Annotated in this window: 14 protein-coding genes; 11 read left to right on the top strand and 3 right to left on the bottom strand. The window is 62.5% G+C overall.

The features are described 5' to 3' along the window. Positions 1-64: 64 nt before the first annotated feature. Positions 65-757 carry a GntR family transcriptional regulator gene (locus C5L14_RS29350; protein ID WP_245443651.1) on the bottom strand — a complete coding sequence of 231 codons (693 nt, stop codon included), beginning with the start codon at positions 755-757 and terminating at the stop codon, positions 65-67. Positions 758-832: 75 nt separating this feature from the next. Here C5L14_RS29350 and C5L14_RS29345 point away from each other — a divergent pair, with 75 nt between their 5' ends. From C5L14_RS29345 to C5L14_RS29300, 10 genes are all read left to right on the top strand, one after another. Continuing rightward, a complete protein-coding gene (locus tag C5L14_RS29345; RefSeq protein WP_105865607.1) occupies positions 833-2008 on the top strand; it encodes a mandelate racemase/muconate lactonizing enzyme family protein in 1176 nt (391 codons plus the stop codon). Between the two features lie 31 nt (positions 2009-2039). Continuing rightward, a complete protein-coding gene (locus C5L14_RS29340) occupies positions 2040-3305 on the top strand; it encodes an ABC transporter substrate-binding protein (protein WP_105865606.1) in 1266 nt (421 codons plus the stop codon). A 162-nt stretch (positions 3306-3467) separates the two neighbouring features. Next, entirely contained in the window at positions 3468-4376 is a 909-nt protein-coding gene (locus tag C5L14_RS29335; RefSeq protein WP_105865661.1) for a carbohydrate ABC transporter permease, read from the top strand. A 7-nt stretch (positions 4377-4383) separates the two neighbouring features. Continuing rightward, positions 4384-5217 carry a carbohydrate ABC transporter permease gene (locus C5L14_RS29330; protein WP_105865605.1) on the top strand — a complete coding sequence of 278 codons (834 nt, stop codon included), beginning with the start codon at positions 4384-4386 and terminating at the stop codon, positions 5215-5217. A gap of 17 nt (positions 5218-5234) precedes the next feature. After that, the gene (locus tag C5L14_RS29325; protein WP_105865604.1) at positions 5235-6296 is read left to right on the top strand and encodes an ABC transporter ATP-binding protein; all 1062 of its coding nucleotides are present in this window, start codon (positions 5235-5237) and stop codon (positions 6294-6296) included. 153 nt (positions 6297-6449) lie between these two features. After that, positions 6450-7577 carry an enolase C-terminal domain-like protein gene (locus tag C5L14_RS29320; RefSeq protein ID WP_105865603.1) on the top strand — a complete coding sequence of 376 codons (1128 nt, stop codon included), beginning with the start codon at positions 6450-6452 and terminating at the stop codon, positions 7575-7577. 23 nt (positions 7578-7600) lie between these two features. Continuing rightward, complete coding sequence (locus C5L14_RS29315) at positions 7601-8845, top strand: ABC transporter substrate-binding protein (protein ID WP_105865602.1); 1245 nt, start codon at positions 7601-7603, stop codon at positions 8843-8845. A 97-nt stretch (positions 8846-8942) separates the two neighbouring features. After that, positions 8943-9881, top strand: coding sequence for a carbohydrate ABC transporter permease (locus tag C5L14_RS29310; RefSeq protein WP_245443650.1), 939 nt, complete (start codon positions 8943-8945; stop codon positions 9879-9881). Between the two features lie 4 nt (positions 9882-9885). After that, on the top strand, positions 9886-10728 hold the full coding sequence (locus C5L14_RS29305) for a carbohydrate ABC transporter permease (RefSeq protein WP_105865601.1): 843 nt from the start codon (positions 9886-9888) through the stop codon (positions 10726-10728). Between the two features lie 3 nt (positions 10729-10731). Next, the gene (locus C5L14_RS29300) at positions 10732-11826 is read left to right on the top strand and encodes an ABC transporter ATP-binding protein (protein ID WP_105865600.1); all 1095 of its coding nucleotides are present in this window, start codon (positions 10732-10734) and stop codon (positions 11824-11826) included. A gap of 96 nt (positions 11827-11922) precedes the next feature. Here C5L14_RS29300 and C5L14_RS29295 read toward each other — a convergent pair whose 3' ends face one another. Continuing rightward, a complete protein-coding gene (locus C5L14_RS29295; RefSeq protein ID WP_245443648.1) occupies positions 11923-12882 on the bottom strand; it encodes a GlxA family transcriptional regulator in 960 nt (319 codons plus the stop codon). Positions 12883-13005: 123 nt separating this feature from the next. On the opposite strand from C5L14_RS29295, the gene C5L14_RS29290 reads away from it, so the two are divergent. Continuing rightward, on the top strand, positions 13006-14106 hold the full coding sequence (locus tag C5L14_RS29290; RefSeq protein ID WP_105865598.1) for a DJ-1/PfpI family protein: 1101 nt from the start codon (positions 13006-13008) through the stop codon (positions 14104-14106). Positions 14107-14272: 166 nt separating this feature from the next. Here the strand turns inward: C5L14_RS29290 and C5L14_RS29285 are convergent, their stop codons facing one another. Then, complete coding sequence (locus C5L14_RS29285; RefSeq protein ID WP_105865597.1) at positions 14273-15283, bottom strand: GntR family transcriptional regulator; 1011 nt, start codon at positions 15281-15283, stop codon at positions 14273-14275. Positions 15284-15541 lie beyond the last annotated feature (258 nt).

Below are 15541 nucleotides of genomic sequence, written 5' to 3'. Positions count from 1 at the left end.
CCGGACCATTTGCTCCGGCCTCGCCGACGCCTTGATCGCAGGCGGCGCCGGTGCCAACGCAGCTTCAGAAGAACCCGAGATTGCGCTGCAAGGCTGACTGAAAATGGGTGTTCAATGCGGCCTCCGCCGCATCGGCGTCGCGCGACTGGCAAGCCTTCAGGATGTCGACATGTTCGCGCAAGGTGCGAAGTGCCAGCGGGGCCGTGATCTTTCGGTCGAGACGCAACAGCCGCAAATAGTTGTGCACACGCCGCAGATTCGAGGTGATCAACGGATTCTGCAGGATGCCGATCACCGTTCCGTGCAGAACCACCTCCATCTCCTCCATCTCCTTGCGGCTGTCCGGGGCGAGGCCATCGCGCGAGATCCTCTCGATCAGATCCTCGTGGCGCTTGCGGATCGCGTCCATTTCAGCCTCATCGCCCGTCTCCGCATAGGCTCGTACGGCGGCTTTCTCCAGAATTGAGCGGAACTGATAGGTCGCTCGCGTCAGTTCGAGGTCGGGTTTTATGAACTGGATGCCGGACCGGGGATGAATGGTGACGATGCCTTCCGCCTCCAGCGTGCGAAGGGCGTCGCGCAGGGGCGCGACTGGAATGTCCAGGAGCTTCACGAGGTCGTTCTGCGACACGAAGGCACCGGCCGGCACCGTCTTGTCGAACATCCCCTCCAGGATGCGCTCATAGGCAACGTCGCTCAGCAGTTTTCCCGCCGGTGCCGCCGCCTTTTTCTCGATGCGCGATGTGGTTCGGCCCACTTGTCCCCCTCCATGTTTTAACATATTAACTTATTCAACTGATATTTCAGAGCGCTACATAAGTCGATCAGAAACATGCCCCTTCGCCTTGTAGACTACCGCATCACGCGTTTCCAGTTTGCCCGAGACCGCGTCATCGGCGACAGCCAGGTGCGCGCCGACGACGCCAATGTGGTGGCGCTGGAGCTGATCGCCGACAATGGCGCGGTCGGTCTCGGCTTCGCGCAGACGCTGTTCGTGCCAATGCCGGCGGAAGCCGAAATCGGCCGCATCTTCCGGACCGAGCTGTGGCCGGCGCTGGAGGGGGGCTATCCTTCGGCCCTGGTCCACCGCGTCGGCCGGCCGCGCGGCGGCAACCAGCGGACGCCGATGCTGCCCTTTGGAGAGGCGATCCAGGTGGCCCTGTGGGACCTCGCCGCCAAGGAAGCCGGGCTGCCGCTGTTCAAGCTGCTCGGCGGCACCCGCGGCCGCGTCAGGGCCTATGCCAGCGGCCTCGACTTTCATCTTTCCGACGATGCCTTCGCCGAGCTTTTCGGGCATGCCGACGCAATCGGCTACAGCGCCTTCAAGATCAAGGTCGGCAGCCCCGATTTCGACTGGGACCTGCACCGCATCGAGTTGTTGAAGAAGAGCGTGCGCAAGAACGCCCTGGTGATGATCGATGCCAACGAAGCATGGGGCGCCAAGGAGGCCGCCGCCAAGCTGGAGAAGATCCACCGCGCGGGCCATGACCTGCTCTGGGTCGAGGACCCGATCCTGCGCAACGATTATGAGGGGCTGCGGTTGCTGCGCAGGGCCTGCCCGTGGACGCTGATCAACTCCGGCGAATATCTCGACGCGACCGGCAAGCGCATCCTGATGGAAGAAGGCGCGACCGACATCCTCAACGTGCATGGCCAGGTCACCGACGTCATGCGTATCGGCTGGCTGGCCGCCGACAAAGGCATACCGGTGTCGCTCGGCAACACCTTCCTCGAGCTGGGCGTCCACACCGCGTGCGCCCTGCCGGAGGTGGAGTGGCTGGAATATTCGTTCCAGAATTTCGACCACCTCGTCGAGGAGCCGGTGCTGATCGAGGACGGCTTCGCCTATGCGCCCGAACGCCCCGGCCACGGCCTGGTGCTCAGCGAGACGGCCCGCAAGCAATGGCATCGGCCCGAGCTGCTCGGCCGCGACGCGCTGGGCGAGGCGCCGCACAATCCCCGTGTCGGCGCGGCGCCGCGCCAGCGGCAAACCGCAAACGACTGCTGACAAAAGAACATTGCATCCGGAGGAAATTGCCATGAGACATGCCCTCGGCTTTGCCGCCCTCTTTGCTGCGCTGACGGCCACCCCCGCTATGGCGCAGGAACTCACCGTCTGGGACTGGAAGTCGGGCGACCCGGTCACGTCAGGCTATTTCGCGAAGGTGAAGGCGGATTTCGAGGCGGCACATCCGGGCGTCACCGTCAAATACGTCATGCAGCCGCACGACCAATATTACACCCTGCTCGGCACGGCCCTGTCTTCGGCCGGCGGTCCCGACCTCATCCTCCTGCATGGCGGTGCGCAGGCCAGGGAGCGGGTCGGCGCCATGGTGAAGCTGGACGACAAGGTCGCCGACATCAGGGGCGACATCAAAGGCTGGGAGGAATTTACCGGCAAGGACGGCGCCGTCTACGCGGTACCGCTTTCGATCCAGGGCTTTGTCGTCTACTACAACAAGACGCTCTACAAGAATGCCGGGCTCGATCCGGAAAGCCCGCCCAGGACCTGGAACGAACTCAAGAAGGCCTGCGATGCGATCAAGGCCAAGGGCGACGTGCCCTGCTTCACGCTGGGCAACAAGGAAGGTTTCGGCGCCGAGTTCTTCTTTTCCTCCATGGCCGCCAATTCCTTCTCCGACGCCGAGCAGGCCGAGTGGGCGGCCGGCAAGCTGAAATGGTCGAGCCCCCAGGTGAAGGCGATCCTGCAGGCCTGGGTCGATACGCAGGCCTGGGGCTGGTACGCCGAGGGCGCCAATTCCACCGCCAAATTCATGGACGAGTATGAAGCCTTCATGCGCGGCGAAGGCGCCAACACCATTGGCCTCATCTCCGACGTCGCCCACTGGAAGCAGTTCGATGAGTTCCTGGGCGCCGAGAATGTCGGCGTCTTCAAGCCCCTCTCACCCACGTTGGCCAGCGACAAGAAGGCCGACGACCTGAAGTTTCCGCTGTCCGGCGGCATCGGCTATGCCGTGAACAACAAGTCGCCCAACGCCGATCTCGCCATCGACCTCGCCAAGGCGTTCGCCGCCCCGGCGGCCATGCAGGTGTTCTTCCACGATGCCGGCACCATCGCCGCCAACACCAAGGTGGACACCAGCACGCTGGCGAGCCCCTCGGCCAAGGCGATCATCGGCTGGATGGCGACGTCGGGCGCCCCCACCGCGCACACCAACATGACGACGGCGGAAATCGAGGAATGGCACCGCCAGAGCCAGTTGTTGCTCAATGGCGCCGTGACGGTGGACGCCGCCGCGGCCCGCATGGATGAAGTGCAGGCGCAGGCACGGGCGGGACGATAGCCAGGCTTGGCGGGATGGCGGCGGGCGCTCTCCAGAGTTTGCAGGATCGGCCACCCCACGTCCGCTACTGCCTTCTGCCCGCCTCTACGGGGAGAAATGTCCGGCGGGCAGGAAGGGCCGGCGTCCATTGTCAACGACATTTTCCAAAAGCCGGCACATCCCATGACCATTGCACCTCGCCCCACCACCCGGAAGAAATCCGGCTTCGGCAGCCGCTCGGAACGCCGTTTCGCCTATCTTTTCGTGCTGCCGGCGCTGCTCCTAGTCCTGATGTTCCGCATCATTCCGCTGGTGTGGGGCTTCGTGCTGTCCTTTACCAACGCCAACGGCATCGACCGCATGGATTTCGTCGGCACCGACAATTATGCCGCGATCGCCCGTGACCCGGTCTTTCACGACAGCCTGGCAAATACCATCACGCTGCTGGTCACCTTGCCCATCTGGATCATGCTGCCGATGCTTCTGGCGATCCTGATCCATCAGGGCGTGCCGGGCGGCAAGGTCTTCCGGGCCGTCTATTTCTTTCCGGCAGTGCTGTCATCGGTCATCGTCGGCTCGATCTTCAACGTCGTGCTGCGGCGCGACGGCAGCCTGAACGCGCTGTTGAAACTGGTCGGCATCTCGCCGGTGGACTGGCTGGGACAGGGCGGCACCGCCATGGCCAGCCTGATCGCGGTGCAGCTCTGGTCCACCTTCGGCATGAGCCTGCTGATCTTCCTTGCCGGCCTGTCGACGGTGCCCAAGGACATGCTGGAGGCGGCGCGGCTGGACGGCGCCAAGCTGTGGCAGACCTGGATCTACGTCATCATCCCCTCGCTGAGGCCGATCATCGAATTCGTGGCCGTCGTCACCACCATCGGCGTGCTCACTTCCATGTTCGGGCTGATCTACGTGCTGACGGCAGGCGGGCCCGGCACGGCGACGACGCTGCCGGAATTCCTGATCTGGCTGGAGCAGGGCAAGATGAACCGCCCGGGCTATGCGGCGGCGATCTCGATGGTGCTGTTCGTGCTGATGGGCGGTCTCGCCTGGCTGCAGATCCGCATCATGAACCGCAACTCGAATTTGTGAGGCGATCATGGCCGCAGCGGGAAAACGCGAGAAGCGTACGCTCTGGATCCTCTCGGTGCCCATGGCGCTGCTTGCGCTGTCATGTGTCTACCCGGTCTTCTTCGCCGTCAACAATGCGCTGAAGACCAGCAAGGGCTACATCCTCAACCGCTTCGGCATCGTCAGCGAGCCGACCTTCGACAATTTCGTACAGGCCTGGTCGCGCGCCCGGCTGGGCGAGTATTTCTTCAATTCGCTGATCGTGACGGCAGGTGCCGTGCTGCTGTTGCTCATCGTCTCGTCGCTGGCCGGCTTCGCGCTGGCCGTGCTGCGCTTTCCCTACCGCAAGGCGATCTTCATCGTCATACTCGCCTCGCTGATGATCCCGGTGCAGGTGGTGCTGGTGCCCTTCTACCAGACCGTCATCGGGCTTGGCCTGATCAACACGCGCATCGGCCTGATCATTTCCTACACCGCCTTTTTCCTGCCGTTCAGTGTCTACCTGATGACCGCTTTCTACAGCGGCCTGCCGCGCGAGCTGGTCGAGGCAGCGCGGATCGATGGCGCCAAGCCGTGGCAGGTCTGGTGGCATGTCATGCTGCCGATGGGCAAGCCGGCGTTGATCACGCTCGGCATCCTCAACACGCTCTATTGCTGGAACGACGTGCTGATCTCCCTGCTGGTGCTGCAGGACCAGCGCACGCTGATGGTCGGCATCGCCGCGTTGCGGGGCGAATACACGACCAACGTGCCGCTGCTGTCGGCTGGCATCGTTCTGGCCGCGGCCCCCATCGTCGTCCTCTACATCATCTTCCAACGCCAGATCGTGTCCGGCATCGCCGTCGGCGCGGTGAAGGGATAGTCGCTGAAGGGATAGTCATGCCCCAGGTCGAGCTCAAGCATGTCCGCAAGGCTTATGGTGCGTCCGCCGTGATTCATGGCGTGTCGCTGGCCATCGAGCAGGGTGAGTTCTGCGTTTTCGTCGGCCCCTCCGGCTGCGGCAAATCCACCTTGCTCAGGATGATCGCCGGGCTGGAGGAGGTCAGCGAAGGAGACGTCATCATCGGCGGCCGGCTGATGAACGACGAGGAGCCGTCCGATCGCGGCGTCGCCATGGTCTTCCAGTCCTACGCGCTCTATCCCCATATGAGCGTGGCCGACAATATGAGCTTCGGCCTGCGCATGGCGGGCCGACCGCGCGCAGAGATCGACGAGAAGGTGGGCAGAGCCGCGCGCATCCTGCAGCTCGACCATTTGCTCGACCGCAAGCCGGCAAATCTTTCCGGCGGCCAGCGCCAGCGTGTTGCAATCGGCCGTGCCATCGTGCGCAACCCCGACGTCTTCCTGTTCGATGAACCGCTGTCCAATCTCGATGCCGAGCTGCGTGTGCAGATGCGAGTCGAGATCGCCAAGCTTCACCGCACGCTGGGCAACACCATGATCTATGTCACGCATGACCAGACCGAGGCGCTCACCCTGGCCGATAAGATCGTGGTGCTGCGTGCCGGCAAGATCGAGCAGGTCGGCTCTCCGCTCGATCTCTATGAGGATCCCGACAATGCCTTCGTCGCCGGCTTCATCGGCTCGCCGCGCATGAATTTCCTCAAGGCCGTGGTAGTCGATGGCGGGGGCGCCGTCTCGGTCGGCGGCACCACGGTCAATATCGGCCATCTCGCCTCCAGACTGGAGGAAGGCCGCGAACTCCAGCTCGGCATTCGCCCCGAGCACCTTGCCGCAGCAACGGGCGCCGCACTGACGCTGACCGCCGATGTGACCGAACGACTCGGCCCGACCAACTATGTGCATGGCAGCTTGCCGACAGGCGAGCAGATCGTCGCCGAGCAGCGCGACCGGCAGGCCGAATTCCGGCAGGTTCTGACGGTGCGCTTCGAGGCGGAGAAGATACGGCTGTTCGACGGGAGCGGTGTCCGCATCCGGTAGCGGCGGCCAATCGTAAGGCTTTCTTCGAGATTGCCCTTCCCTCGCTGAGAGGGGCTGGGTGGGGGACTCGCTCGAAGGACGGACCGCCCTTGCAAATCTCTATAATATATCATAAAGCCTTTCTGATAGATCAGAAGGCTTGAGGGAGGAACCGTGAAGATAACCGGCTTCACCTGCTGGCTCGTCGAGACCGAACCAGGGCCACAATTCTTCTGGCGCAGGGGCCTGGCCGGCTCGCATGGCGACGTGGCGCCCGGCACCAGGCCGCGCAAGGCCGTTATCCGCATGGACACCGATGCCGGTATCCATGGCGCGATGGAGCTGGTGCGCGGCGCCTCGGCCATTGACCTGATTGCGCGCCGCTATCATGCGCTGATCGGTGAGAACCCGCTGATGACCGAGCGGCTGTGGAAACTGATCTGGGAGATCGACCGGGTCGAGGAAATCCACATGCGGTCGCTCGGCATCCTCGACGTGCTGTGCTGGGACGTGAAGTCGAAGGCGGCAAACCTGCCGGTCTATCAGCTTCTGGGCGGCAACGACCCGAAAGTGCCGGCCTATGCCTCCACCGTCACCTGGCCGACGCTCGATGACTACGAGCGCCACATCAAGCTGTGCATGGATGTGGGCTTCACCGCGTTCAAGCTGCATGCCTGGGGCGATGTGAAGCGCGACATCGAACTGTCGGCTGCCCTGCGCAAATGGACCGGACCCGATGCGGACCTCATGTTCGACGGCTCCGCCGGGTGGGACTATGTCGACGCGCTCAAGGTGGGCGTCGCGCTGCAGGACCTCGGCTTCTCCTGGTACGAAGAGCCGATGCGCGAATTCCATCTCGGCTCCTACGCCAAGCTCTGCGAGAAGCTGACGATTCCCGTGCTGGCCGCCGAGACCTCCGACGGCGTGCACTGGAACATGGCGAGCTGGATCGAGGCCGGCGCGCTGGACATGACCCGCGTCAGCGCCTTCTACAAGGGTGGCTTCACCGGTGCGATGAAGATCGCGCATATGTCGGAATCCTTCGGCATGCGCGCCCAGGTTCACGGCATGAGCCTGGAGAATGCGCAACTCTGCGCTGCGATATCGAATAACGACTATTACGAGCAACTCGTCGTCGACGAGCGGCAAATCCGGAACCTGACCAGCCTCGGCCCCCTGGCCATCGAGGATGGGTATCTCAACGTCAGTTCCGAGCCGGGCGTCGGCTACAACTATGACTGGGCCGGCCTCGATCGCAGCGCCTGCGCCAAGGTCGAAGTGACACGGCGCCACAACAACTAGAATTTTCCTTCAGGGAGGAAGCCATGACCTTCGCCGCGGATAGACGCGCGTTCCTCAAGTCCGTCGCCGCACTGGTCGCCGCCGGCGCCTTGCCACGCGCGGCGCTCGCGCAGACCGCCAACATCAACTACTGGCATCACTTCTCCAGCCAGGTCGAGTTCGCCGGCCTCGATGCGGTCATGAAGGCGTTCGCGGCCAAACACCCTGCCGTCAAGGTCACGCAGGAAAACATCCCGAATCCTGAATTCATGGCAAAGGTTACGGCAGCCGTTGCGGCCGACAGCAAGCCGGACACGTCGCAGGTTACGGCCGAGCGCGTCGCCGACCTGACGGCGATGGGCGCGCTGGTCGACCTTACGGATCGCGTCAATGGCTGGAGCGGCAAGACCGACTATCCTGACGACCGCTGGAAAGGCGTAACCAGGGACGGCAAGATCTACGGTATTCCCTCTTTCGCCTTCGTCGACTGGATGTATTACCGTAGGGATTGGTTTGAAGAAGCCGGCATCTCGGCCCCGAAGACCTTCGCCGAATTCCTGGAAGCCGCCAAGAAGCTCACCGACGCTTCGAAGAACCGCTACGGTTTCGGCCTGCGCGGCGGAGCCGGAGGCCAGAAATATATCATCGACGTCATGGAAGCGTTTGGCGCGCCTCTGGTCAAGGACGGCCATATCGGCCTGGACAAGGCGCCGGCGGTGGAGGCGATCAAGTTCTATGCCGGCCTGTTCACCGAACATAAGGTCGCGCCACCGAGCGCGCCGAACGACGGCTACCGTCAAATTGTCGAAGCCTTCAGCACCGGTCAGACGGCGATGTTGTGGCATCATACCGGTTCGATCAAGGACATCGAGAAGGCTCTCAAGCCGGGCGAGCAGTTCGCAACCGCGACGATGCCGGCCGGCCCTTCGGCCCGGATCGCGCGGCTTGCCTACGCCTATAATGGCCTGATGAAGGAAACCAATGCCGACGCCGCGTGGAGCTGGGTGTCGTTCTGGGCGGAGGCCGATGCGGCATTGGCGTTTCTCCAGGCCACCGGCTATTTCCCCGCATCCGCCAAGCTGGCCCAGCACGCCGCGATCACTGGCAATCCGATCTATGCGCCCGCGGCCGAGGTGCTCGGCTACGGCCAGCTGCCGCCCAGCTTCCCCGGCCTTGCCGGCTGGTCCGAAGGCGTGGCTCTGCCGGCCTTCCAGCGCGTGCTGATCGGCCAGGCGACGGCAGAGGAAGCGGTCGACGAGATGATCGCCGGTCTCGAAGAGGCCAAGTAACCTTCCGGGCCGCCCTCCGTTTTTTGGAGCGGTCTTCCCCGTTCCCCGGGGCCGGCAGGTAGCGCTCCTGTCTCCGATGCAACAGTCGGGATTTCAAATGACGAATGCAATCGCAACGCCGGCCCGGCCGGCGAGAGGTCCGATGGCGTGGGTCGGAGAGCTCTCCGAGACCCGCTATTGGATGTATATCCTGCTGATCCCGAGCTTCGTCCTTATCCTGGCGGTGGTGCTCTACCCGACGCTCTATGGCGCGCAGCTCTCCTTCCGCGAGATGCGGATGAACCGGCCGGCGCTGGGAACCGGCCTGATCGGATTCAAGCACTATATCAGGCTCTATTCGGACCCGGTCTTCTGGACCGCCCTGTGGAACACGGTGGTGTGGACCACGGCCTCGGTCGCTCTCGAATTCCTGCTCGGCCTGGTGGCGGCACTGGCGCTCAACCGCAACCTGCCCGGCACAAAGCTGCTGGGCGTGCTAATCCTGCTGCCCTACTTTCTGCCCAATGTCGTGGCCGGTCACATGTGGTCGCTGCTGCTCGACCCGCGCCTCGGCGTCATCAACGACCTATTGGTCAAGGCCGGCATTCTCGGCAGCTACAAGGCATGGTTCGCCGATCCTTCGACGGCAATGGCGGCGGCGATCCTGGTCGAGGCCTGGCATGGCTTCCCGTTTTTTGCATTGCTGCTTCTGGCCGGCCTCAAGGGCATTCCGGCGGATCTCTACAAAGCAGCCAACATCGACGGCGCGGGGCCGCTGGCGCAACTCAGGCTCATCACCCTGCCCATGCTGCGCACGGTGATCGCGGCGGCTGTCATCCTGCGCGTCATCGGCCTCGTCAACTCGCCGGACCTGCTGCTGATCCTCACCGGCGGCGGTCCTGGGCGCGCCACCCAGGTGCTGTCGCTCTACGCCTTCCAGGCTGCCTACAAGGACTTCAACTTCGGCTATGCGGCCGCGCTTTCAGTGGTGATGTTCGTTCTGCTGATGCTGTTTGCCTGGGCCTATATCCGCGTCTCCAAAGTCAACAAGGATTGATCCGATGGCGACGATCTCGAAATCCTCGCGCAACTGGGACATCGCGACCTACGCGGTTCTCGTCCTGCTGGCGATCTTCTGCCTGTTCCCGATCGTCTGGACATTCCTGACTTCGATCAAGGTCGACGCCGACATCGTCACCCAGACCATGGTCTACCTGCCGACGCGTTTCACCTTCGATCACTATGTGAAGATCTGGACCCAATCGGACTATCCCGTGCTCGTCTTCAACAGCCTGGTGGTTACGTCCATCACGGTGGTCATCTGCCTGCTGACCGGCACCCTCGCCAGCTATGCATTCGCGCGCTTCAACTTTCCCGGACGCGGATCCTTGATGCTGGGCTACCTGGTCGTGCGCATGTTTCCAGCGGTCCTGATGATTATTCCGCTGTTCGTCGTCATGCGTTCGGTCGGTCTGCTCGATTCCAAGTTCGGCCTGGCCATTGCCTATACAAGCTTCCTGCTGCCGCTTTTCGTGTGGATGATGAAGGGCTTCTTCGATGCCGCCCCGAAGGAGCTGGAAAGCGCGGCGCGCATCGACGGGGGCACCCGCTTCAGCGCCATGTGGCAGATCGTTGTGCCGATCACCCGTAACGGCCTGGTGGCGACCAGCGTCTTCGTCGCCATCGCAGCATGGAACGAATTCCTGTTTGCGCTGATGCTGACCACGAGCCAGGGCGCCCGTACATGGCCGGTCGGCCTGCAACTCATGGTCGGCGAGTTCCAGCTTCCCTGGGGCATGCTCGCCGCCGGCGGCATGATCTCGATCGTGCCGGTCGTCGTCATGTTCGCGATCGTCCAACGCGCGATGGTGGCAGGCATTACCGCCGGCGCGGTGAAAGGCTGATCAATGGCAAACCTGTCGCTTCAAGGCATCCGCAAGAGTTTCGGCAGCGTCGATGTCCTGCACAACATCGACATCGAGCTGGACGATGGCGGCTTTCTGGTGTTGCTCGGGCCTTCCGGCTGCGGCAAGTCCACGCTGCTTTCGATCATCGCCGGGCTGGAGCCGGCCTCCGGCGGCGATATCGTCATCGGCGGCAGACGGATGAACGACGTCTACCCCAAGGACCGTAACATCGCCATGGTGTTCCAGTCCTATGCGCTCTACCCGACCATGTCGGTCGGCCGCAACATCGGCTTCGGCCTGGAAATGCGCGGCGTCGGCCAAGCCGAGCGGAATGCGGCGATCGACAAGGCGGCCAGCCTGCTGCAGGTCAAGCACCTGCTCGACCGCAAGCCCGGCCAGCTTTCCGGCGGCCAGCGCCAGCGGGTGGCAATGGGGCGCGCCATCGTGCGAAACCCGGAATTATTCCTGTTCGACGAGCCGCTGTCCAACCTGGACGCTCAATTGCGGGTCGAGATGCGCACCGAGATCAAGCGGCTCCACAATACGCTCGGCACCACAATCGTCTATGTTACGCACGACCAGGTCGAGGCGATGACTCTGGGCACGCTGGTCGCAGTCATGAAGGACGGCGTCATCCAGCAGCTCGCCGATCCGCGGACGATCTATGACCGGCCCGCGAACATGTTCGTCGCTGGTTTCATCGGTTCGCCCTCGATGAACTTCATCGAGGCCACGATCGCACTCGAGAACGGCAGGGCCACGATCAGGCTGTGCGACGGCCAGGTTCTGGATATCCTCGTCGCAGATGCCGAGAAGACCGGTTTCGACGGCCAATCGGTCATTGTCGGCATCCGGCCGGAGGCGCTGACATCGGGTTCCGTCCCCGGCGCCACACTGAAGGGCAGGGTCGACGTCGTCGAACCGACCGGACCGGACACGATGGTGATCGTGGACGTCGGAGGCAAGAAGCTGACAGCCCGGCTCGGAGCGCGGGAAAGCCCAACCCTCGGCGAACAGATTTCGCTCTCCGTCGATCTCGCGGGGATCGGCCTGTTCGATCCGGCGACCGGTCAGCGCTGGCAATTCCCGAAATAAGATCGCGCTGCAAATTTTCAGGCGAGCGCACATCGGCGAGCCTGCGAGCGAACTTCCACGGCGATGGAGGAACACCGAGGTCCGAATAATACTGCCTTACCCCGTTCTGAAGCGATCACGATAGAAACCCGGCGTAATGCCGAGCCGCTTCTGGAATGCCCTATGCAACGCGTGGAGGCTTCCAAAACCCGCGCGTTCGGCAACACGAGCCAAGGGCCAGTCCGACGTCTCCAGCAGCGTCTTTGCGCGTTCGATCCGGGCAACCTCGACAAATTGCGCAGGTGTCGTGCCTGTCTCCTTATGGAACGATCGCGAAAAGGTTCGCTCACTCATACCCGCACGTATCGCAAGAGCAGGTCCCGACAGATCGCCGATGGGGTCTTCTATGATTTCGTTGACCAGGTTGCGCAGGCGCGGCGTTGCCATGGCCTGGGTTGCCAACCCCGAGCTGAACTGGGACTGGCCTCCCGGCCTGCGCATGAAAAGTACCATTTGCCGGGATACGGACAGGGCCGTCTGCGCACCGCAATCGGCCTCCACCAATGCGAGGCACAAGTCGATTCCGGCCGTGATGCCGGCCGAGGTATATATAGGCGGTTCGGCCACAAAGATCGCGTCTGACTCGACATCGACCTGCGGGCGTAATTGCTTGAGGAGAGCCACCGAGTTCCAGTGCGTCGTCGCGCGCCTGCCATCGAGGAAGCCCCCTGCAGCGAGAACGAAAGCGCCCGTGCACACGCTGGCAAGCCTGCGGGTTCGGCCGGCGCGCGCCCTCAACCACTCGATCAGCCCGGTCTGGAAGATGACTTTTCGCAATCCGTCTTCGCTGCCTCCGGCAACGATGATCGTATCGATGTCATCCGGCAGATCGTCGAGTGCGACGGCATTGCCGAGGCAAATCCCTCCGGCCGAACTGCAAGTCATCGATCCGCCTGCCGGCGACGAGAGAACGAGTTCGTAAGGCGCCACATGCCCGGCCTTATAGAGGTTCGCCATCGCGAAAACCTCCATCGGCCCGACCACATCCAGGGCCTGTACACCGTCATAGCCAATCACGGCGATGAGCCTTGGTTTTCGAGATCGATCCTGCATTGGCGTAAAATGCGATATTTTTGACGTTTTCGCCAGGGTGTTTCAGCACCTACTTTGGCGGTGCCTGCTTCAACCCGAGATAGCCTGATGCACCGCCTTCTTCTTAAAGCCCTTTTCTTCCTCTTCATGGTTGTGCCGATCTCATTTCATGCCGACAAAACACCGGCTGCCGAAATGGGCGCTTTTCGATTGCCGCCTGCCAAGCCCGGGCGCCCTCGCCCGCTCATCGCGATCGTGGCCGACAATGCCGGCACCGAAACGACCGATCTCATGGTTCCCTATGGCGTGCTGAAGGAAGCCGATGTCGCTGATGTCGTCATCGTTTCGACGCATCCCGGTCCAGTCACCCTGATGCCCGCACTCACAATCCAACCGGACATGACCATGCGTGCATTCGATGCGCTTCACCCCGACGGCGCGGATATTGTGATCGTGCCGGCGCTGCATGACGACAAGAACGAAAGCGTCATCAACTGGGTGCGCGAGCAAGCACACAGGCACGCCTTCATCGCCTCCATCTGCGAAGGCGCATGGGTTGCCGCTCGGGCCGGCGTTCTCGACGGCCGGGCTGCAACGACCCACTGGTACGCATTGGCCAAGATCGCGCGGACATTTCCCCGGATAGTATGGGTTCGAGACAGGCGCTATGTCGTCGACCGCAATGTCATGACCACCACTGGTGTGAGCGCCTCCATTCCGGCAAGCCTTGCACTGATCGAGGCGCTGGCCGGACGTGCCAGGGCCGAAAGTGCAGCGGCCACGATCGGAGGCCACGCCTGGAAACCAACACACGACACAAGCCGATTCCGCCTCACGGCAGGACACGTGTGGACGGTCACCAAAAACGCACTTTCGCCCTGGCGGCATGAAATGCTGTCCATTCCGGCAACGAACGGCTTTGATGAAATTGCGCTGGCTCTCACCGCAGATGCCTGGTCGAGGACTTATCGCTCTCAGGCGATAATCGGTCCATCCAAGGGCCTCATCCGATCACGTCATGGCCTCATCTTGTTGCCAGACGCGGCTCCCGCGAACAAGCATCCCCAATTGTCTCTTCCTCGCACAAGGCCGACGCAAGCTCTCGATGAGGCTTTGACCGCAATCGCGAGCCGCTATGGCAATGCCACGGCAGATCTTGTCGCGCTTCAGTTGGAATATGGTCGCAATGATCCGCAAATGGCGAATTAATCGCCTAAATCCGTTATCGCCCCAACCGGCGGCATCGCTATGATGAGCCAACGGGCAAGGACCGTCCTTTCCCGGAGGGCACCGCTCCCCCCTCGCCGATAAAGCTTGGTTGCTTAGCCCCGATTTCTGCGCGTTTGGAGAAGTCGGCGGGCAGCCGAGGAGACACTCACTCTGCGATCCTGGTCAAATACGACGCGATCGACTGCGGTGCCGGGATCACCGCCACGATCTTCATCTGCGCGATGTTCCGGTTTTTCGCTTCTTCCAGATGAGCGTCGAACATCGCAGCCGCGGCATCGATCGCCCCGCGCATCAGCAATTCGACGATCAGGCGATATTCGGAAATGGCGATACGGTCGCGCGGCAGGCCGAATTGGCGCAGCAGCCGCTCCGAAGCCACGACCGGCAGCAGATTGTCCCGTATCAGGTCGCGCAGCCTTTCGTTCGGGGTGGCCATCACGCAGGTTTCGACGAGTTTTGTCTCCAGCCCCTCCCCCTCGACCAGATCGGCATCCGATACGGTTCTTTCGGCCTCGGACAGGCTCTCAAGCAGGGCCGTCAATCGTGCCCGATCGATGCGAGGAGCGGCCGACACCAAGGCAGGAGGTTCGAGGATGCGCCGCAGGGCAAAGCGATCCTTGATAGATTTTGCGGTGAGTGGTCCGGCGATCCAGTGGGAACTCTGGTTCTTATGCACCAGTCCCCTTTCCTGCAGGCGTCCGAGCACGTCCCGCACCACGGTGCGGCTGACATGGAAGTGATCCGCCAGCTCGGTCTCGATGATGCGGTATTGTCCGAATACGACGCAGGCAGCGACATCGGCCTCGATGGAATCGTAAATGCGTTCCCAGGTCGACCTGCTCTGCAGCGCTTCGTCGATTGCCTCGGGCACCATCAGACCCAGTGTCTTGATATCGGTGCGCAAGGGCGCGACGCGCCGTCCCGGTGCCCCGACGAGATAACCGCGCCCATCGAAACGGTGGATGAGTTGTTCGGCCTCTAGGCGGAGCAGGGCCTTTTGCACCGGGGCACGCGATGTCTGAAAGATCTCGGCGATAGGCCCCTCGAGCAAGACCAGCCCCCGCGGCAGCAGCCCGTCAGCGATATTGGCACGCAAGACGTCTTCGACAATTTCGTAGCGCCGCTGGGCGGTCTGGCGAGGCTTGGACAATGGCATGCCGTAAACGGACCTCCTTGCGGGCGTCATCGCTGACCGCCGCCTGAACTGCGTGTCTATCGCGTTTGGCACCGTGTGTCCTCGCACTCGGATAAATGATTTCTGCATACCATAATTCAATTTTTGCTGCGGAGAATTCATTTCCAGCGAAATTTCCCGCCAAATCTACACCACCAAGCCGCAATTTCTTCCGCCTCCCGGTCCTGCCCTTAGCCTCCGCCACTCCCGCCGAACGATCACGCATCATCGAAAAGCGTA

The organism is Labrys okinawensis, from assembly GCF_002982075.1.
Lineage (GTDB): Bacteria > Pseudomonadota > Alphaproteobacteria > Rhizobiales > Labraceae > Labrys > Labrys okinawensis_A.
Note: the sequence above shows the minus strand (reverse complement) of the source record. Positions and strands in the feature narration are given on the sequence as shown.